The 20,617-nt window shown below is 67.0% G+C and carries 13 protein-coding genes; 7 read left to right on the top strand and 6 right to left on the bottom strand.

Annotation, left to right across the window (positions count from 1 at the left end; genetic code table 11):
• Positions 1-313: 313 nt before the first annotated feature.
• The gene (locus tag DB30_RS30925) at positions 314-1,999 is read right to left on the bottom strand and encodes an FG-GAP repeat domain-containing protein (protein ID WP_146661358.1); all 1,686 of its coding nucleotides are present in this window, start codon (positions 1,997-1,999) and stop codon (positions 314-316) included.
• Between the two features lie 484 nt (positions 2,000-2,483).
• Here DB30_RS30925 and DB30_RS30920 point away from each other — a divergent pair, with 484 nt between their 5' ends.
• Entirely contained in the window at positions 2,484-4,391 is a 1,908-nt protein-coding gene (locus DB30_RS30920) for a hypothetical protein (protein WP_052555786.1), read from the top strand.
• A gap of 50 nt (positions 4,392-4,441) precedes the next feature.
• Here the strand turns inward: DB30_RS30920 and DB30_RS30915 are convergent, their stop codons facing one another.
• Positions 4,442-5,098 (bottom strand): adenine nucleotide alpha hydrolase, encoded by a 657-nt coding sequence (locus DB30_RS30915; RefSeq protein ID WP_205633110.1) that lies wholly within the window; start codon positions 5,096-5,098, stop codon positions 4,442-4,444.
• Positions 5,099-5,474: 376 nt separating this feature from the next.
• Here DB30_RS30915 and DB30_RS30910 point away from each other — a divergent pair, with 376 nt between their 5' ends.
• The 3 genes from DB30_RS30910 (at position 5,475) to DB30_RS30900 (ending at position 10,566) form a co-directional block, all read left to right on the top strand.
• Positions 5,475-7,529 (top strand): protein kinase domain-containing protein, encoded by a 2,055-nt coding sequence (locus DB30_RS30910; RefSeq protein ID WP_052555784.1) that lies wholly within the window; start codon positions 5,475-5,477, stop codon positions 7,527-7,529.
• Between the two features lie 28 nt (positions 7,530-7,557).
• On the top strand, positions 7,558-8,928 hold the full coding sequence (locus tag DB30_RS30905) for a protein kinase domain-containing protein (RefSeq protein WP_052555782.1): 1,371 nt from the start codon (positions 7,558-7,560) through the stop codon (positions 8,926-8,928).
• 96 nt (positions 8,929-9,024) lie between these two features.
• A complete protein-coding gene (locus DB30_RS30900; RefSeq protein WP_205633109.1) occupies positions 9,025-10,566 on the top strand; it encodes a transglutaminase-like domain-containing protein in 1,542 nt (513 codons plus the stop codon).
• 154 nt (positions 10,567-10,720) lie between these two features.
• On the opposite strand, the gene DB30_RS30895 is transcribed toward DB30_RS30900, so the two are convergent.
• Positions 10,721-11,047 carry a barstar family protein gene (locus tag DB30_RS30895; RefSeq protein WP_052555779.1) on the bottom strand — a complete coding sequence of 109 codons (327 nt, stop codon included), beginning with the start codon at positions 11,045-11,047 and terminating at the stop codon, positions 10,721-10,723.
• A gap of 235 nt (positions 11,048-11,282) precedes the next feature.
• Here DB30_RS30895 and DB30_RS30890 point away from each other — a divergent pair, with 235 nt between their 5' ends.
• Positions 11,283-11,564 (top strand): TM2 domain-containing protein, encoded by a 282-nt coding sequence (locus DB30_RS30890; RefSeq protein ID WP_052555791.1) that lies wholly within the window; start codon positions 11,283-11,285, stop codon positions 11,562-11,564.
• Between the two features lie 279 nt (positions 11,565-11,843).
• Here the strand turns inward: DB30_RS30890 and DB30_RS30885 are convergent, their stop codons facing one another.
• Positions 11,844-12,347: a formylglycine-generating enzyme family protein gene (locus tag DB30_RS30885; protein ID WP_146661354.1), complete on the bottom strand. Its 504-nt coding sequence runs from the start codon at positions 12,345-12,347 to the stop codon at positions 11,844-11,846.
• 274 nt (positions 12,348-12,621) lie between these two features.
• Here DB30_RS30885 and DB30_RS30880 point away from each other — a divergent pair, with 274 nt between their 5' ends.
• Positions 12,622-13,068, top strand: a complete 447-nt coding sequence (locus tag DB30_RS30880) for a hypothetical protein (RefSeq protein ID WP_052555775.1) — start codon at positions 12,622-12,624, stop codon at positions 13,066-13,068.
• A 339-nt stretch (positions 13,069-13,407) separates the two neighbouring features.
• On the opposite strand, the gene DB30_RS30875 is transcribed toward DB30_RS30880, so the two are convergent.
• Both DB30_RS30875 and modA read right to left on the bottom strand, forming a co-directional pair.
• Positions 13,408-13,620: a hydroxyacylglutathione hydrolase C-terminal domain-containing protein gene (locus DB30_RS30875; RefSeq protein ID WP_052555773.1), complete on the bottom strand. Its 213-nt coding sequence runs from the start codon at positions 13,618-13,620 to the stop codon at positions 13,408-13,410.
• 129 nt (positions 13,621-13,749) lie between these two features.
• Positions 13,750-14,508 carry a molybdate ABC transporter substrate-binding protein gene (gene modA / locus DB30_RS30870; RefSeq protein ID WP_146661352.1) on the bottom strand — a complete coding sequence of 253 codons (759 nt, stop codon included), beginning with the start codon at positions 14,506-14,508 and terminating at the stop codon, positions 13,750-13,752.
• A 361-nt stretch (positions 14,509-14,869) separates the two neighbouring features.
• Between modA and DB30_RS30865 the strand changes: the two genes are divergently transcribed.
• Positions 14,870-20,551 (top strand): AAA family ATPase, encoded by a 5,682-nt coding sequence (locus DB30_RS30865; protein WP_146661351.1) that lies wholly within the window; start codon positions 14,870-14,872, stop codon positions 20,549-20,551.
• The last annotated feature ends 66 nt before the right edge of the window (positions 20,552-20,617 follow it).

Here is a 20,617-nt window from a genome sequence, read left to right as displayed (position 1 = left end):
TGGACGGTGGCCCGCTCGAGTGGAGCGGTGGTTGACCAAGAACTGCCCGATCCCGAGCGCGTAGCCGCCGTCTCGAACGACGAGAAGCGCACAGAAGACCCGTGAGGGTCTCTCCGGGCACAATAAGAGGGCGTTGCGAGTGCCCCACCGAAGCCAAAGCCCGACCTCGTCGACAGCGATCCATGACAACGCAAATTAGCGTCTTGAGCCCTCCGTGCCCGGAGAGACCCTCACGGGTCGTGCGCGCTGCCCCATCAGCACATCGACCCCCGCGGACAAAGACTCACCCATCGTGCCCAACAAGCCAAAAAAATTACCCCTGAGGCTCCGGCTTGCAGATCTCCCCAGCCTCGATCTGCGCGTTCGTTCGAAAGGTATTGAGCCCCGCCCAGCTCGGCGGCTCCCACTGCGGAATCGTCCCATCCTCGCGCACGTTCGTGACGTGATAGGTGTGCTGATTCCAGATTCGCCGGGCCTGAATCCAGCGATCCTGCACATCCCGAATCACCTGGACCGTAGGCGCGGTCTGCATCATCTCGAACCCGCCGTCCGAGACCACGATGATCTCCGCCGACCCATCATTGTCCACATCCGCGACGGTTGGATACTCGGTCAAGGTCCGGGCGCTGCGGGGCACGGTCAGCAGCGGCGTGCCCTGATCGTCAAAGATGAACAGCTGCTGCTCGTCGGCGTACATGGCCTCGGCCCGGCCGTCGCCGTCAAAGTCGAACGCGGTCCCGCCCGAAGACCCACTCGCGTCGTCAATGATCGCGCTCCACACCAACGAGGGCGCCGGCTCGAACACCGAGTAGACGCTGGCCGAGCTGACGGCGAACTCGGCCAGGCCGTCGCCGTCAAAGTCGTGAACGGCGGCGGGCCGCAGCCCGGTCCAGATGCCCTCGGGCTTGACGTTGAGGTAGACGATCGTGCCGTCATGCTCGAGCAGGGTGACGCCGCGGTTGTTGGTCACCAGGATCTCGGGCTCGGGATCCTCGTCCAGGTTGGCGATCTGCGGAAACCCAGGCGTGACCATGATCTCGAAGTAGACCGTGCTGCCGTCGTGGTGATAGGCGCTCTGGCCCAGCACGACCTCGAGGTCACCGTCGCCGTCGAGATCCGCAGCGGTCACCGCGGTGCTCAGCGGCTGCAGGCCCAGCTGCGCGGGCGCCTCGAACACGACGTCGCCGTTGTGATCGAGCACGACCGTGTCAAACATGATCTCGACGTCGCCGTCATTGTCGAGATCAGCCAGCGCGACGGAGCCGCCTTGCGGGTGATCATGACTGTGCGCGCTGGTCCATTTGTGGGTGCCATCATGCTCGAAGGCCATGAACCGCGCCGGCCCCTGAAACCCCGCGCCGTTGCCCGTGATGATCTCGGGCAACCCATCATTGTCGATGTCCCCGATCGCCGGGGTGATCGTGAACGCGACAAAGGGCGCGATCTTGAAGTGCAGCTGCCCGGTCGCGCCGTCGAGCACGTAGATGTGTGACTCGCCCCCAAACGTCGCCGCGACCACGACCACGTCGGGGGTGTCGCACAGATCGATCACGCCGTCGTCGTTGTCGTCGGTCAAGTTCGCGACCAGGGCCGGCACAAACGACTCGGTCTCGCCGTTGGGGCCCCACCAGCTCCACTGCACGTCGGGCTCGAACGCGTCGGGGGGCGCGGACTCGTCGCAGTCCCCGATCGCGTTCATGTCGTCAACGACCATGCACAGCTCGGGCGGCGTTGGTTCTTCGTAGTCGGCGACCGGCGCCATGTCGAACTTGGTGCCGTCGCCGTCGCCGTCCCCGTCGCCCGTTTCCATGGTCGAGCTGGTGGAGCTGCTCGAGCCCTCGGCGTCATCCCCCGCGGTCTCGCTGTCGCCCGTCTCCCCTTCCGTGGCCACCGCGACCGAAGTCGCAAACACCTCACCCGAGCCGCCGCCGCAACCACCAAGGCCAGCGCCCAGCGCCAGTCCCCAGGTCATCAGCGCGCTCGCTCGAGTTCGCACCATCGTCGGGCATTCTAGCAGCGATACCCGCGAGCCACGCGCTCACGCAACATGTGCATCGACACGCCCTCTGGAGCCCCCAAACCGCCCGGACCCGCAACGAATCGCGCGATCCGTGCGGGTCCGGGCGGGGTTGATGAAGCAACCGTTGAGGCGCTGGTCGAAGACCACGCCAGGCCGTTCCTGGCTCACCACAAACCCCGACCAACGGGACGTGCGGGCGTCCTGGGCAGCGCCCCGCGGCTGCAAATCCGCGATGTTCATGACCGGTATCGAGTTGCCTCCCACCCAGCGCCCAAACCCTCCAAAAGAGCAACTGAGTCCGGAAATTCTATCCCGACCCAGGTGCGCGGCAACGCCGTTCCAACCGCCGTATTTGCGATGAGTGCAGGACATGGAGAGTTTGGTGTTCCGTGTGTCCACGGAAATCGCCCTCGAGGGGCTCCTAGCCCGCAAAAGGCGCTGTCGCGAGCTGATACAGTCGGCCATGCATAGCCCCCGGCTCCCCCGCTTTGTCATCGCCGCCCTCGCCTGCGTTCCCCTCGGGGCCTGCGTGATCATCGGTGGGTCCCCGACGCTCGAGGACGGCGAAGCCGAGGGCGACACGACTGGCGACGGCGACGGTGACAGCGGCGACGGCGACGGCGACCCAGCCACTGGCGACGGAGACGGTGACCCAGGCGACGGCGACGGCGACGCGGGTCCCTTTGTCTATTCCGAGTACGACCCCGACGGCGTCGTGATGATCGACGCCCTGTTTGTCCTCACCGAGGCTGCGGTCGATGAGATCGCCGGCCAGGGGCAGACCCCGGAGCAATTCCTCGACTGGCGCATCGACGACCTCAACGCCGCCCTCGCGCGCAGCCTCGTCGACAGCTCCACGGTCCGCTCCCTCGGCTACCACGTGCTCAGCGAGGACGACTACATGCGAACGGGGGCCTGGCCTGGGCCGACCGACTTCAACATCAACGCGGCCCTCGGCTGGCTGTCCACCTACCGCGCAGCCTACGGGGCCGACAAGATCCTGATGATAGCGAGCACCGCGGAGAGCCAGTCGCCCGCGGCCTGGGGCGGCGGGGCGGTGTCGTCCTACTGGGTCGAGTTCTTGCCGATCAACCACGAGTTTGGCCACTGCATGGGTGGTGGCCACTGCAACGAGGGTGACCCCGACAGCTACAACTTTGGGTTCCCGCTGGCCGGCTACGACGAGGACGGCTGGCCCTACCCGTCGGGCCTGAGCGGCGGGACCATGATGTGTGGCAACAACGTCAACTTCTTCTCCAACCCCGAGGTCACGCTCAGCCTCGCGGAGATCGAGGCCTACGTGGACGAGGGCATCATGCAGGCGCAAGACTACGCGGCCGCGCTCGGGCCCGGCGGCAGCCTCCAGCTCGGCCACCCGATCTACGCCAACATGGCCCAGACCTGGCGTGACAACGAGCTGCCCGCGGCGCGCTCGGTGCCCACGGCCAAGTACCCCGGCGACCCCGGCACCTACTACGCCAAGGATGACTGCGCCGGCTTCTACGCCGACGAGGGCTACACGAACCTGGTCCTCGAGCTATGCAGCGGCGAGACCGATCAGGACCTCGCCGACCAGTCGATCTCGTCGGTCATGCTGGGCCGCGACGTACACGTCAACCTCTACACCGACACGGACTTCGGAGCCGGCTCGACCTGCGGCGGGATCCTCGAGCGCCTGGCCTTCTCGAGCCCAAGCCTCTCGGCGATCTGCGAGCACCACGGGCTAGAGAACATCGACGGTGGGGTCGCGGCCGTGGCCGTGTATCCCCCGAGCGATCGCCCGACCCACCAAATGTTCGAGGGTCAGTTCGAGTTCCATTCGTCGGGCGAGTCCCCGTTTTGCTCGTCGGTTGACGGGGAGACCCTCACGGTCTTGCGTGACGGCGTCGCCTGGACCGGGACCGCGGCGATCTTCGAGCAGACCCTCGCGCTGCCCTACTCGATCGAGTTTGACTACCTGTCGAAGCACGTCGGGGACGATCCCCCCGCCGACGGCATCAGCGTGTTTTTTGCCAAGGACGCCGGGGCCTACGCGGGCCAGGTTCCGCCGCGCGAGACCCTGGGCTTCATTGCTGACGGCACCGGCTACGCGATCGAGCTCAACATCTGGACCAACCAGGTGTCGCTCCGCGACGGCGACTACATCACGATCGGCCAGACCGTGAACACGAGCACCTATACCGATGGCGTCTGGGTCCCCGTCCGCGTCGACGTCGCGCTCGACGGCGTCACGCTGTGGTTTGACAACCAGCAGATCCTGGCTGAGGCCGTGGTGATCGACGACAGCCACGCTCGGGTCGGTATCGGGGCCGGCAGCGGGGCCTACACGAGCGAGTTCAGCGTGCGGAACTTCGCCCTCGTCCCGGGCTGAGCCAGCGCGGTGCTCAACGCAGATCCGGCCAGATCGGCCCCGACCTGCGTTTAGCTCGGCAACAGATCCGCGAACCCAAACCCATCGCGCTCGACGACCTCGCCTGCTCGGTGCTGGATCGGCGCAGTGAACCCGGGCCCGTCGCTGACAAAGGTATGAAACTCGCCCCGCTCGCCGCAGGGATCCACGCCCTCGGGCAGCTCGGCGAGCAAGCTCGCGTCCCAGCGCCGCCCAACCAGCTCGATCGGCAGCTTGGCGAGATCCACACACGTCAAGGTCGCGACCACGCCCGCGCTCAGCATCTGCCGAGCGAGCGCCCGCGTGTCTGCGCCCCACAGCGGAAACACCGGCTCGAGCCCCGTGCCTGCCAGCTGCTGCTCGCGATAGGCGCGGATGTCTTCGAGGAACAGGTCACCAAAGATCATGACCTCGACGCCGCGCTCGCGCGCCTGCTCAACGGCCGCGCCCATGCGTTGCTCGTAGACCCCGTTGGGGCACGGGTGCGGCAGCTCGATCACCTGCACTGGCAGCCCCAGCGACGCGGCCTGGCGCTGCAGCAGCTCGCGGCGAACCCCGTGCATGGCGACCCGATCCGCAGACGCGTTGACCGTGGTCAACAGCCCGATGATCTCCAAGTCCTGAAAGTCGAGCTGCGAGCGAGCCAGGTGCAGCGCGTAGGCGCTGTCCTTGCCGCTGCTCCAGCTCATCAATGCTTTGCGTCGGGTGATCATGCTGCGTCAGCGCAGCATCCTCGCCGATCTCCCCCCGCTTCGCTGCGACTGGCTCGGAGCCCGCTCGGCCAAGGTCCGCCCCACCAGCGCCGGCCACCCCGCCGGTCGCGTACGATCCCGGTCGCCGCTCGAATTTTGCGTGCGCGAGGCGTCCGACCCCAAGCATGGGACCCGGCTGAGCCGGCGCCGCGCTGGCAGCGGGCCCAAACCCACGCCAGCGCCGGATTTTGGGGGCAGATCCTGCGTGTGAGCCCGCGGACCTGCACGTTTGTAGAGCCTGCGGCGCGGTCAACCGTGGGTCTCGCCGAACCCGCGCATCTACTTGCTCACCCTGCTATACCTCCCGGCGACCATGGGCGATCCAGGGCAGCCGCTGCCGCCATGTCCCCACTGTCGGGCGGCGCATCCCGAGGAACTCCTCGTCTGTCCCAACACAAACCGGTTGCTCCCGCTGCAGGGGCGCGTGCTCGACAACCGGTTTCGCTTCATCACGATGCTCGGCGAAGGCGGCATGAGCACGGTGTGGATGGCGGAGAATTTCCGTGTCCGCAAGCGGGTTGCGATCAAGCTGATGCACCCAGAGTTCGCCCGCAACCCGCGGACGCTGCATCGGTTCCAGAACGAGGCGACCGCGGCCGGGCGGATCGGCAACCCACACATCTGCGACATCCTGGATCTGGGCGAGTCCCCGCTCGGTCCGTACATCGTGATGGAGGCGCTGTCGGGCCAGAGCTTTGGCGAGCTGCTCGAGACCCAACCCCGCATCGATCCGCCGCTGGCGGTGTTGATCATCTGCGAGGCGCTCAAGGGCCTGATCGCCGCGCACGCGGTCGGGATCATCCATCGCGACCTCAAGCCCGAGAACATGTTCCTGCACGAGCCCGAGCCAGGGCGGATGTTGGTCAAGCTGATGGACTTCGGGATCTCGAAGTTCACAGAAGATCCGGGCGGCGGTCGAACCGGCGCGAACGTGGTCATGGGCACGCCCGAGTACATGTCGCCGGAGCAGGCGGCCGGGGCGGCCAACGTCGACGCGCGCACCGACATCTGGGCGATGGGCGTGATGCTGTATCGCGCGCTCACGGGCACCGAGCCGTTCAAGGGCAACACCATGGCCGCCCTGCTGCTCTCGCTGTCCATGGAGGAGCACACCCCGATCAAGAACTATCTGCCGCAGCTGCCTTCGGGGCTGATCGCGGTGGTCGATCGCTGCCTGGCCAAAGAGCCGCAGAACCGCTACGCCACAGCGCAAGAGCTGTACAACGCGCTCGCGCCGTTTCAGCAATTGGTCGCCGAGGGCGAGCGCCCGCAGGCGCCGGTGCGCACGGGCAACACCATGGCGATCCAGCTCTCGCAGGTCCCCACGATCGGGACGACGGCGGGTGGCGGAACGGCGGGCGGCCCCCCAACCGCGGGCAGCGAGCCCGGTCCCACGCGCCAGCTCAACGCGGCGCCCGGCACATCGGCGTCAACGGTCGCGTCGGCTCCAGCGGGCCCGATGACCTTCAAGACCAACAGCACGACGAGCCCATCCGGCTCGCAGCCGCTCCCGCCACCCGACGGCACCGCGCAGACCTGGTCTTCGGAGCTCGCGGCCCCGCCCGCCGAGCCGGGTCAGAGCTGGTCGATGGGGGTCCGCTCGTTCACCGAGGCAGAGAGCCGCCCCTACACCCCAACCTCAAAGCGATCCGAGCGCGGAGCGGGCTGGTACATCGGGATCGGCGTGCTTGGCCTGGGACTGCTCGGGCTGGTTGGCGGCGGCGCGTTCTTGGCGTGGAACGCAGGCTTGTTCGGTGGATCCGGCAGCGGCACGACCACCGCCACCGCCACCGAAACGGACTCGAGCAACGACGAGGGCGGTCTCGCCATGGCCGAGGCAGAGTCTGGCGCAGACGCTGGCGCTACCGAAACGGATACCGGCGACGAGACGGGTGCCGGGACCGAGACCGGAGCCGAGACCAGCGGCGAGACCGGGTCCACGCCCGCGGCCGACACCGGAGCTGACGGCGATGACGATGATGATGATGGTGATGGTGCCGACGACGGCGGTGGCGGAGCCAGTGATGGTGGGGCCAACGACAAGCCCAAGCCGATCGAGTACGGCAACCTGATCCGGCAGGGCAGCATCTACACTCACAAGTCGCGCGGTCCCAACGGCAGCTGGACGAACGCCAAGGACTACTGCAGCAGCCTCAAGCGCAAGAAGCGGCATGGCCTGACAAAGTGGCGACAACCAACCGTCGCGGAGCTCAAGAGCTTCGGCGGGACCGAGGTCGCCAACCTGCTCTACTGGAGCGGCGAGTCCGACGGTCGCAAGGCGAAGACCGTGGCCGTCATGGGTGGCACGGTCAGCGAGCGCGAACTCAGCAATCCGGCACCGCGGGCCTTCTGTGTCTCGCGAAAATGACAGCCCCCCTTCGTGTACCATCGGCGGAGTGACCGCCAACAAGACCGAGTCGGATCACATCAAGCAAGCCCTCGGCAACAACAAGACGGTCGCCGAGCCCCGCTCGCCCGCTCCCAAGCTGCTGGACTACGACGCGTCGATGATCGAGCAGCTGCTCCGCAGCACGCTCCCAGCCAACAGTGAGCGGCTCGAGCTGCGCCGCGAGGTTGGGCGCGGCGGCATGGGCTCGGTGTGGCTGGCGATCGACCGCTCGCTGCGGCGGCCGGTCGCGCTCAAGCAGCTCGACGACAGCTTCGCGACCAACATGAGTCAGGTCGCCAACTTCCTGCGCGAGGCTCGGGTCACCGCGCAGATCGATCACCCCAACCTGGTGCCGGTCTACGAGGTTGGCGTGCGCGACGGTCATCGCATCTACTACACGATGAAGCTGGTAGAGGGTGAAGACTTGGCCGTGCGGGTGCGCTCGAAGCCGCTCGAGGAGCGCAGCCAGACCGAGCTCTTGGATCAGATCGACTCGGTGATTCGAATCTGCGGTGCGGTCGCGGCCGCGCACGACTTTGGCTACGTGCACTGCGACATCAAGCCGCACAACATCATGATCGGGCGCTACGGCGCGGCCTACCTGATGGACTGGGGCTTGGTCCAGCCGCTGCGGCGTGATTCAGTGATTCGTTCGTCATCGTACAGCGAGGCGCAAGAGGTCAGTGGCACGGAACCCAAGTGGATCTCCGACGCCAACCTGGTGTCGGGGGGCACGCCAGCGTTCATGGCTCCCGAGCAGGCCCGCGACGCGCCAATCACCGCGCAGACCGACGTGTTCGCGCTGGGATCGGTGCTGTACTTCATCCTGACCGCGCGCGGCCCGTTCACAAACCGCTCGCGCGATGAGGCCCTGCGCCGCGCCAAGGCCTGTGACTTCGAGCGCCCCTCCGCGCTGCGCGAGGACATCCCGCCCGCGCTCGAGGCGATCGTGCTCAAGGCCATGGCCGAGCAGCCGTGTGATCGCTACTCCACCGTCGAGGCCCTGGCGACCGCCCTGACCCGGTACCTGCGCGGCGGCGGCTGGGAGTTTCAGTCGGTCAGCATCGCGGCCGGTGACGTGGTCGTGCGCCAGGGTGAGTTCGCCGACGCGGCCTACATCATCGTCACGGGCCGCTGCGAGGTCACCCGCGAAGAGCACGGCGAGCAACGGGTGCTGCGAGTCATGGAGGCGGGTGAGGTGTTTGGCGAAACCGCAATCCTCGCCGGTTCACCGCGCACGGCGACGGTTCGCGCATTGACCGACGTCACCCTCTACGCAATCACGGGCGAGGTGTTCGAGCGTGAAGTTGGGCGCTGGAATCCCTGGGTCGCCCAATTCGTGCAGACCCTCGCACGCCGCCTTGGCGAAGATCGCTGACCTGCGGGCTCTGGGCGGGCGGGCTCCTCAAAGCCCAGTCGTCCCCTGGACCGGGGGCGCTGGGCCTGTCACTTTGGAGCGGTGCTACGCGCCCGCTTGCTCGCCCTGCTCGCTCCCCTCGCGCTGACAGCAGCGATCGCCTGCCAGTCGGTCCCGCCGGCCCACGAAGGCCAGAGCCAGCAGGTCGACAGCCAGTCCAGCGTTGAAACCGGCGTCATCGTCGTCGAGCGGCTGCTCGCGGTCACCGTCGCGGGCCAGACCCTTGGCACGGTTCAGAGCACGCTCGAGAAGGCTCCAGACGGGACCTGGACCACCCGCGAGCTGGTGACCTTCTCGCTGACCCGCGAGGGCGGGGGCGCGGACGCGCAATTTTCGAGCACGACCCAGAGCGTGTCGGTCTACGACGCCAACCATCAGCTCGTGTCCGAGATCGAGATCGAGCGCGAGGCCGACGTCACGATCACCCGCTCGGTCACCGTCGTCGATGGCGAGATCGTCTCGAGCTACTCGGGCCCCGGTCGCACCGAGGACATCAAGCGCTTCGCGCTGCCAGACGACTATCGCAGCGCGCTGGCGGTCGACTTTGAGCTGGTCGAAGAGTGGAAGCGAACCGGCAACCCGGCCACGCGCAGCTTCTCTAGCTTCGACGACAACCGCGAGCGCTTTGAGCAGACCACCGTCACGCTGACGGGGGAGACCAAGTTTCGCCACGGCGATCAGCTGATCCCGGCGTATGTGTTTCGCGCGACCCAAGAAGACGGCACCGTGGTCGACTCGATCGTCGATCACGACTTCACGCCGCTGAAGGTCGACGCGGCCGGCACCTTCATCGCCACCTTGGTTGATCAGGCGCCCGTGCTGGGCCAGGGCGGGGGGCGTATCAACAGCGAGCTGCCCGTGACCGGGCGAACGACGGGGCGCTGGTGGGAGCTGGCCGAGCAGAAGATCACGACGACCGTGACCGGTGACGATCCCAGCGCGCCGCCGCTGTGGGATGACAATCACTATCACGAGGTCGTGCGCGAGGGGGACCGCTATCAGATGACGCTGCGGTCCACACTGCCCGGCCCTGGGTTTGTGCCGCCCAAGCTGCCATTGACGATTAGCGACCCCGAAGTCGACCGGTTTCTAAGGCCGACGGCGATGGCGCAATCCGATGACCCCAACATTATCGCGGCGGCGGCGAAGATCGTCGGGGGTGAGACGAATTCAATGGTGGCGGCCTCGCTCATCGTGACCTCGGTGTTTGATAGCATCGACAAGCAGGCCGGCGTTCGCGGCAGCGCGACGGCCTCCGAGGTGCTGCGCAATGCGGCGGGGGATTGTACCGAGCACGCGGTGCTGGTGGTCGCGCTGATGCGGGCGGCGGGGATTCCGGCGCGGGCTGTGGATGGGATCGTGTTTGCCAGCGACAAGGGGGGCAGCGGAATGGCGGGGTATCACGCTTGGGCAGAGATCTGGCTGGGTCAGTGGATTGGGGTGGACGCGACGGTCAACGAGACTGGGACTTCGGCGCGGTACTTGGAATTTGGGATCGACGAGCCGGGGCAGCTGGGGTCGGGCGGGAAGATGATGCGGTCGATCGGGAAGACGGCGATCGAGCTGGGGCCGCACTTGACCTACGAGGAAGTGCGCTGAGGGCTGCTGGCGCTTGCGACCACACACCGCAACAGCGCGACATGGCTGCGGATCTTCGTCGGTGTAGACGCCGGTGAAGATCCACGGGTATTCGCCGCAGATAGACGACGGCCCCGAAGCGCGGGCGATCAGTGGCGCATGATCCCGCCATCCGTCAGAGCAGCTCCAAGTCCACGCCGTCCTCGGCCTCTTCGCCGCCGGGACCGTGGACGCGGATGATCTCGACCAAGGTGTCGAACAGTTGCTGGCCGCCACGGCCAACCCCAAGACGTTCACGCGAGCGAGCAGACCGCCGCCACCGGATCACGAACCCGCCGGCCGGCGTAATTCCGAACCCACCCCGCAGCACGTCGTTGAAGGCGTCGAGGTTGCGCCCCCAGCGAACGCCAGGTCCAAGCAGCGCGCGCTCGATCTCGTCGTAGAACCCATTGAGCGTCCGGAACCGAGCGCCATCGATCTCGATCACGGGCTTGTCGGACACGAGGCCACAATAACACAGTTGCCGACGCCGATCGACCGACTGCCGCTCGACGCAGCCCCCTACGCCACGCTCGCCGACTTGGAGACGACCACCCAAAAGATTTTCACGGCGAAGATGATCCATGCACATGCGCTCGTCACCGTCGAGTTGTCACCGGCGAATCATGCGCCCAGCACGCGCAATGAGCGAGATGACATCGACGCAGGTCCGCATGCACCAACAACATTCCCAGCCCATGCAGTACCAACAGCATCCGCAGTACCAACAGCCCCCGCACTGCGTCGCCAACCGGGACAAGACATCTGCGACGCTCCTGGCCATCTTTCTGGGTGGCGGCGGCGCTCACAAGTTCTACCTCGGGCAAGTCGGCCCCGGCGTTGTCTACTTGCTGTTCTTCTGGACTTTCATCCCCGCAGTCATCGGCCTCATCGAGGGCCTCGTCTTGGCCGGGATGTCAAAGCAGGATTTCGACGCCAAGTACAACATCTGGACCCCACCCCACTCACCGTATCGCTGATCTCGTTGGGCCGATCGGGGAGGTACTGCGGCCGCCGACAACCGGCGTCTTCGCTCCAACCAAACGCACTGTCGTGCCAACGTATCCGAACCGAGGCTGAATCGGCGTTGCGAGTGCCCGGAGCGGAGCCGCCGTCTCGAAAAACGATGAGCGCACAAGAGACCCGGGAGGTTCAAAACCCAAACAATCACGGCGGGATGCGGGCCAAGGCCGCGCCATCGTTGCGGAAATCCGCATCCGCCGTACGGGCTGTTGGCCCTTGCGCCCTTCGGCGGGGTGTTACCGTTGCTGAGCACAACGGACGCCGTAGTCGAGTGTCAGGGCCGTCCACGAGATCCGGCCATGGCCTCGGCGGGAGGTTCGAAGGATATAGCCGCCCTGGGCCAGCTCCAACGACTGATAGCCGCCGCCACGAAACACGCGGCCACTTTCCGTTTCGATCCCCGTGGGGTTCTCGGCCGGGAGCGCGCCGTAGCCCACGCCGACCTCGTATCCGTCGCTCGTCCACTCTTGACGTTGCTCGCAGCAACCCATCCAGAACGAGCCGGCGGGGACAAACACCATGCCGTCGTCGACGAGCACGCAGATGCCGGAGGCCTCGTTGCAGGTGCCCTCGTTGCAGGTGCCAACCGTCGAGCAGGGACAGCCAACAGACGCGCACTCGCAATCCTCGACCTCGACCTCGCAGACGAGCGGCACGGGGTCCGAGGGCTGCTCGCACGCGCAGGCCCCAGCGAGTGCTAGCCCGATCCCGAGGCCCAAAATTATCCGAATCGGGGTCACGGACTGCTCAGCGGCGCCTTGCCCGGATCGTACGCGATGAAGCCCGTCTCGTCACCAGCGAGCGTGATGACGTCTGCCGGATCGTTCCAAGCGCTCCGACACAGATGAGTTCGTTTCCGCGTGAGGCCATCATCACGAACGCGCCCACGAGACCGAGAACGAGCAAGGGGATCAGCGGCACAACGCTTTGCTAGCGCGCTCGTCGGTGGCACGCTAGCAGCACAGCGGGCGCCTCACGCTGCGCCGGAGAAACGGAGCCTACGCAGTGCCCTATATGATCGACCACGCAAACGCCGTCGCTGAGCAGCTCGAGAGGTTTACAAGCGGCTACGCGCACCACGTCGTAGGCCAACACGCGAACTTGGAGTTTTGGTTGGGACAGGCGCGCCAAGCTCTCGACACGCTCGACGGATACAGGGAACGCTTCGATAGGATGGCCAGCGCCCAGAATAGCTGGGTGGAGGCCCACGAAACGATGGTCGGCAACTTCTGTTCGTTGTGTGGTGGCGCCTGTGAGCTGGGGCCGAAAATGCAGAAGCCGCGTCCCCCGGCCCGCTACCGTTCCAGCAATCTCGCACAGGCGGCGCGCAGGCTCAAAGACGCCGCGTACTATTTCCTGCTCCGTTGCTACCGCATGAACTTGCTCGACGAGGAGGAGCTGCGAGCGCGGTGCAAACACCTCGGCACGAGCGTCGACCTCGCCGACCTGAAAGCGCGGTAAAAGCCGTCCAGCGCTCCGCAGCAGAGTAGCGAGCGGAGTTCCTCGCTTCGGCTTGGGAAGCGGTGATTCCACGCAGCCGTTGCCGTCGGTGTGTGCCGTCCGCGCCCGACACGATCGAGATGACCTCTACTTCACTTTCTGCCCACTCCCATGGAGTGGGGGGTGGGCGGCACTGAACAGTATCGCGCGAAAGCCGGGCCTCACACCGCGCGAGACTGAGTAGTATGACGACAATGGCTGCCGGGTCGGTCACCCAGCTCTACTACCCGTCCTCGCTCATTGGGGCGAGCACGAGTATCGAGGCGACCGTGTGGCCCGCTGTGTACGTGACCATGATCGTCAACGCTCAGCGGCTGGGGCTCGCATCGCCCACACCGATCGAATCCGGGCGGCGGGGGCGTTGTTGTCCGGCTCCACCGACCACGCGAAGCGCAGGTTGTCTTCGGTGTACTCGTGGGCGCAGCAGACCCGCACGCTGTCTTCGAGGGCCATGAGCCGCGCGAGGCTGGCCCGCATCTTCGCTTGCGGGCCGTCGGCCGAGGGCTTCGTCATCCGAGCTGCCAAACACTCGAACGAGTGGCACCCGTTTGTGGTCGTCGCCATGCGCACCAGCCTGCCTCGCACGCGGTCATGCGTGGGATCCCATGTAAGCGACCGATCCTGAAGTAACCCAACAGGCTGCTACCCCGGCGGGATTGAAAACCCATACTCCCGCAGCACCGCCTGCCCCTGCGCCCCAACCACAAACGCCGCAAACGCAGCGCCCTGCCCCGCGTTCGGCCCGTCACCCAAGACCGCGAGCTCGTAGCTCGCGCTCACGTCCGTCGGCATAGCGATCCCCCGCAGCCCCGGCGACCGAGCGAGGTCCGTCGCGTACGCGATCCCAGCGTCCGCCTCCCCAAGCGCAACCTTCGCCAGCACCCCGTTCACGCTGTCCTCGTTCGACACCAAGCTACCCTCGACGGCCGCCCGCAGCCCGAGCTGATCCAGCGCCGCCCGAGCGTAGCGACCGACCGGAACCTCCGGCCCCGCGAGCACGATCCTGAGCCCTGGCGTGCGCAGCTGCTCGAGCGACTGCAGCTGCGAGTCGGCCGCCACGACCACGACCACCCGATTGCTGGCGAACACCCGACGCGACCCCTGCGCGTCGGGCTTCTCGACCAACACCCGCTCGAGCGTGTGCGCGTCGGCCGAGGCGAACACGTCGGCCGGCGCGCCCTCGATCAGCTGGCTCGCCAACAGCTGCGAGCCCGCGAGGTTCAGCACCACGTCCACGCCGGGGTGCGCGGTCTCATACGCGCGCTCGAGCCCCCGAAATGGCTCGCTCAGGGAAGCTGCCGCGAACACGACGACCGTGTCCTGCGCCTGCGCGCGACAGCTGGTGGCCACCATGGTCACCAGCAGCGAGAGCGCTCGGATCGGCGTGAGCGACACAGGCACGGCCGCAACCTAGCGGATCCGCGCGGCCAATGCGAACGCCCCAACACCCGACACAGCCAGTCCCATCGCTGACCATTGTGGTCGAACGCAACGGGGCATTTTGTGACACTCGGCCGTAGCGCACCCCTCCTGGCCCGAATGGCGATTCGTTATCCAAGCACGCCATACGCAACCAACTGAGCGTATTCGACCTCCCCCGCGAGGTCTCGCATCACGCGCGACTCCAAGTTCGTGAAATGCACGCACGCGGCTAGCTGCGGCAGATCCAGTGGTCCTGCCGGCTGCGGCGGAGACCATTTTTGATATGTGGACTCCTGATCAGGGGGATGTCAGCCGAACCTGCCAGGGGTAGTCTGCTGTTGTGAATCCTGTAACGCGCCGCTCTGGCAAGCTGTCGCTCGACGGCTACCGGAGCACACAGGTGCTGCGGGACTCGGAGCGCACGCGTGTCCACGCGGCCGTGCGCGAGAGCGACCAGCGACGCGTGCTCGTCAAGGTCCACGAGCTCGACGACCTCGACGGGCTCGAGGTTCGTATCGAGCACGAGTTCCGCATGATCCACGGGCTCGAGCTCGAGGGCATCGTCGGCGCGCTCGCGTATGAGCGCTCGGCCAACGAGCTCGCGCTGGTGCTCGACTGGTGCGAGGGCGTCTCACTAGAAGAATACCGCGCTGGCCGACCACTGCCGGTCGCAGACTTCATGTCGATCGCCGTTCAGCTGGCCCGGATCCTCGCGGCTCTGCACCGCTACAAGGTCATTCATCGCAACATCAAGCCGTCCAACGTCTTCATCAACCCCAAGACCAAGGCGGTCTCGCTTGGCGACTTTGGAATCAGCGTGGTGCTCGAGAGCGAGCGGCAGCGCATCAATGAGCCACGCGTCATCGACCACATCCTGCCCTATGTCTCGCCCGAGCAGACCGGTCGCACCCACCACGAAGTCGACTTCCGCAGCGATCTGTACTCGCTGGGCGTGACCTTGTACGAGCTGCTCGCGGGCCGCCGCCCGTTCGAGGCCACGACGCCGCTCGAGCTCATTCACGCCCACCTGGCCCGCCGGCCCCAGACCCCGCAGCGGCTGCGTCCAGAGCTCCCCACCATGCTCAGCGCGGTCGTGATGAAGCTGCTGGAGAAGGCTCCGGAGCGGCGCTACCAGTCCGCCCGTGGCCTGCTCGCCGACCTCGAGCGCATCAACGCGGCGCTGACCTCCGGCACCCCCACCGAAGCCTTTTCGCTTGGCGCCGACGACGTCCCAGCGGTGCTGCAGCTGCCGCACCGGCTCTACGGTCGCAGCCGCGAGGTGGAAAAGCTGTCGCAGCTGTTCCGCGAGTCCAGCCAGGGTCATCCCCACTGCGTGCTGATCTCGGGACCCACTGGGATCGGCAAGACGGCGCTCGTCACCCAGCTCACCGAGGCCGTGCTGGGCCGCCACGGCTACTTTGCCCGCGGCAAGTTCGAGCGCGAGCAAATGGACAAGCCCTACGCGGGCGTGTTCGCTGCGTTCTCCAACCTCGCCGATCAGCTGCTCACGCGCAGCGACGCGCAGCTCGAGCCGCTCCGCGCCAACCTGCTCGAGCGCCTGGGCCCAAGCTGCTTCGTGCTCCACGAGCTGGTGCCCAAGCTGCGCCCGATCCTTGGCGCGGTCCCGGCGATCCCCGAGCTCGGACCCGTCGAGTCTCGCAACCAACTCGCGCTCGCGTGCGCGGGCCTGATCGCCGAATTCGCCCGCGTCGAGCACCCGCTGGTGCTGAGCCTCGACGATCTGCAGTGGGCCGACGAAGCCAGCTGCGAGCTGATCGCGTCGCTCCTGGTCGAGCCCGATGCCGCGCTGTTGGTGGTTGGCACGCTGCACACGGATGACCTGCCCCCCGACGCGCCCGCGCAGCAGCTGATCGAGCTGTTGCAGGCTCGCGCCAGCCAAGCCACGTTGATCGAGCTCGGTCCGCTCAGCCGTGACGATCTGGCTGCGTTGATCGCCGACGCGCTCGGGTGGCCGAGCGATCTGATCCGCCCGCTCGCGGAGATCGTCGGCCGCAACACCAACCACAACCCCTTCTTCGTGGGTCAGTACCTCGCGCACCTCGTCGAGCTTGGGCTGCTGCGGCCGACCTCGCTGGGCTGGGAGTGGGACGCGGGCGCGATCGAGGCCGCCGGTCTGCCCGAGGATCTGCTCTCGCTGATGACCGCGAAGCTCGCGCTGCTGACGGAGCCACAGCGCGAGCTGTTGGCCGCCGCGGCCGTGATCGGGATGCGCTTTGACGTGGCCACGCTTGGCGCGTTGGTTGGCAACGACGTGGTGAGCCTGGCCCTGGTGCCCATGATCAAAGAGGGGTTGCTGACCTCGCTGCCCGCCGGTCGCTACGGCTTCACGCACGACCGGATCCGCGAGGCCACGTATCAGATGAGCGACCCCGAACGGCGCGCGCACCTGCACCGCATCGTCGGCGAGAAGTGCCTCGAGCGCAGCGGGATCGGCGAGATCGAAGAGTCGATCTTCGACATGGTCGACCACCTCGACCTTGGCTACGGGCTGGTTCCATTTGCAGATGAGTCGCCCGAGCTCAGCCACGAGCGAGCCCGCCGGATGCTCGGCAGCCTCCATGAGGAACATCGCTCGCTGCTCGCCGAGCTCAACGCCCTCGCCGGCCACAACGCGCAGATCGGGGCGGCGCACCGGGCCGCCGTTCGCTACTTCGAAGCCGGTATCCAGCTGGTCAGCAAGGGCGAGACCCAAGCCGACGACGCGCGCCGCAGCTCGCACCTCAACCACGAGCTGCGCTTCTCGCTCGAGCTGGGCCGCTGCCAGGCGCTGGGCTTGGCCGGCAAGCGCGAACAGGCAGAGCGCCACTTCGATCGACTGCTGCAGGCGCCCCTTGATTTCGCGCGGGTCGGGCGGGCGATCGCCGGCCGCGTGGAGCTGCGGATCGCCGCGACCGATCGGCTTGGCGCGATCGCCTGCGGCATGGACGGGCTCACCCGGCTCGGCGTGCAGGTGCTGCCCGACGATCCCAGCCCCGACCAGTTTCCGCTCAATCGCCTGGTCCCGATGCTGCGCTCCGCCGAGCTGCGCCGGCTCGGGGACACCGAAGCGATCCGCGACCAACGGCTCGAGGCCGCGCTCGAGATCCTGACCACGCTGATCCCGGTCTCGCACCTGCTCGACACGGATCTGCACGTGGCGATCGTCACCGAGCACACGCGGATCATGCTCGCGCACGGCCGCCATCGCAGCGCGTCGCTCGGGCTCAGCTACGCGGCGATGATCGTCGGCACCGCGGTTGGCCAGCGCCAGCTCGCGCTCGAGATCGTCGAGCTCGCGCGCGCGCTCGCCAACCGTCCCGGCTCCCACCGCCAGCGGATCGAGCCTCCGTACTGGGTCGTGGCCTCGTGGGTTCGGCCCTACGCCGACGGGCTGGCGCCGCTGCGCGAGTCCGTTGGCTTGGCGCTCGGCGCTGGCGACAGTGAGGTCGCTAGCTACGCCACGGACATGAGCGTGACGATGAGCCTGTCTGCGGGCGTTGACCTGCGCACGCTCGAGCGCATGGCCGACGCCGCCACCCGCCGCCTGCGGCAGTGGCAGGCGGGCCCGCTGATCGTCCGCGCCGAGGCATATCTCGACTTTGCAAGCTCGCTGACCGCTGGCGACGAGTCGGTCCTGCGAGCTGACGAGCAGCGCCGCGACGCGCTCGCGCGGGGCATCCAGCACCTGCCCTCGCAGTACATGGTCCGGCTGCTGCGGGCCTGGAGGCGCTGCCTAATTGGTGACTGGCAGCAGGCCTTCGACGAGCTCGACGCCATGGATGACTTCCAGCGCGTCGTGTTTGGGGCCTGGCACCTGTGCGACTACGCGTTCTTTCATGGCCTCAGCGCGGCCGGTGTGCGCGGCAGCCTAAACGACGAGGACGCGCGCGAGCAGATGTTGTGGGTCATGCGGCTGAACCTCGAGCTGCTCGAGGGCGCGGCCGAGCTCGCGCCCGCCAACTGTGTCCCGCGGGCGGCCGTGCTCGCCGCCGAAGTCCACGCCGCAGAGGGCAACTCGATCGCGGCGCTGGCCAGCTACTCGACCGCGCGACGCTCGGCGGTTGAACACCAGCTGCCTTGGGTCGAAGCGATCGCGCTCGAGCGCTCGGCGCTGTACCTGCGCGAGCTCGGTCTCGAGGAGCTGGCGCAGGGGCCCATGCGCGACGCTCGAGCGCGCTTCGCCAGCTGGGGTGCGTTCACCAAGGTCGCCCAGCTCGAGCGGCTGTGGCCCGAGCTCGTCGACGCACCCAGTCAGACCAGCCCCAAGCCCAAGCGGCCAGACGTGGCGGTCGAGCCAGGCTCGGCAACCAGCGCGCACTCGCAGGCGTCGAACGCCAGTCGAGCCCTGGACCTCGCGTCGATCCTCAAGGCCTCGCAAGCGATCGCGGGCGACATTCAGCTCGACGATGTCGTCGATCGGGTCATGGCCATCGCGCTCGAGAACGCTGGCGCTGAGCGAGGGGCGCTGTTGCTGCCCGGCGCCGCAGGGTTCGAGCTCGCCGCGCTGTGCTCGGCCGACGGGGCAGACTCGGACTTGGGCTCGAGCTCGGGCGTGCTGCCGCGGCCCGTGCCGGTCGAGAGCGCGGCCGCGCGGGTCCCGGTCTCGCTGCTGCGATGGGTCGAGCGCACGCGCGAGCCCGTGATCCTCGACGACGCCGCCACCGACATGCGCTTCGCCAGCGATCCCTATATCGCTGCAAACGCGGTCCGCTCGGTGTTGAGCATGCCGATCCTCAAGCACGACCGCCTGGTCGGGCTGCTGTACCTCGAGAACAAGCTCAGCACTGGCAGCTTCACCATCGACCGCTTGGAGCTGCTGCACTTGCTCATGGCGCAGGCCGCCAGCGCGCTCGAGAACGCCCAGCTGTTCGAGGCGCTGCGCGGCAGCGAGGTTCGCTGGCGTTCGCTGGTCGAGGGTCTGCCCGACGTCGTGATGTTGGTCGACCCCCAGGGCCGCCTGGAATTCATCAACCACTTCGCGGGCGAGTTTGGTGGCGAGGGTGAACACCACGCTGTGATCGGGGCCCCATTCGACGCGCTGGTCCATCCAGACGACGCCGACGGGCTGCACGAGCAGATCAGCCAGGCGGTCCGCGAGCTGCGTCAGACCGAGCTCGAGCTGCGCGCGGCCCTGCGTAGCGCCAAGATGCGTTGGTACGCCCTGCGCCTCGCGCCGATCGCCGTCGATGGTCGGGTCGAGCGGGTCATCGCCGTCGCAACCGACATCACCGAGCGCCGCGACGCCCTGCAGGCCAGGGAGCAGCTCGAAGCGCAGATCCGCCAGCAACAGCGGCTCGAGTCGATCGGCACCCTCGCCAGCGGCGTCGCCCACGAGATCAACAACCCCGTGCAGGGCATCATGAACTACGCCGAGTTGATCGCGACGATGCCGGGCATGAGCGAGGTCGCGCGCGAATTCGCGGGGGAGATCGGCTACGAGTCACAGCGTGTCGCGGCGATCGTCCGCAGCCTGCTGTCATTTTCTCGCGAAGAGAGCGAGCACCGCTTCACCGCAACCGACATCGGTGACATCATCGAGGGTACCTTGCTGCTGGTACGAACGGTGATCGGCAAAGACCAGATCGAGCTCAGCGTCGACCGGCCCATGCAACCGATCATGGTCGAATGTCGGGCCCAGCAACTGCGCCAAGTGATCATGAACTTGGTCACCAACGCCCGCGATGCCCTGTGCTCGCGCTGGCCCGGGTACCACGAAGACAAGCGCATCAACATTCGCGTGCAGACCTTCGATCACGAAGACGGTCGCGCTTGGCTTCGCATCAGCGTGGGCGACAAAGGTGGCGGCATCCCGGCCGAGGTAGTCGGTCGGATCTTCGATCCCTTCTTCACCACCAAAGGCCGGGATCAGGGCACGGGATTGGGCCTCTCGGTCAGCCACGGGATCATCAGCGATCACGGCGGTGAGCTCCGCCTCGAGAACGATCCTGGCGTCGGCGCATGCTTCCACGTGGAGTTACCCACAGAGGCAAGCCATGCAGCCGGCTCCAATGCGCGTGAATAGCGGACATCCAGAAATTCCACCCAGCCCCGAGATGCTTCCACTATATATGGATTTTTATTGCATTTC

This window comes from Enhygromyxa salina (assembly GCF_000737335.2).
GTDB classification, from domain to species: domain Bacteria; phylum Myxococcota_A; class Polyangia; order Nannocystales; family Nannocystaceae; genus Plesiocystis; species Plesiocystis salina_C.
This window is presented reverse-complemented; position numbering and strand designations above follow the sequence as displayed.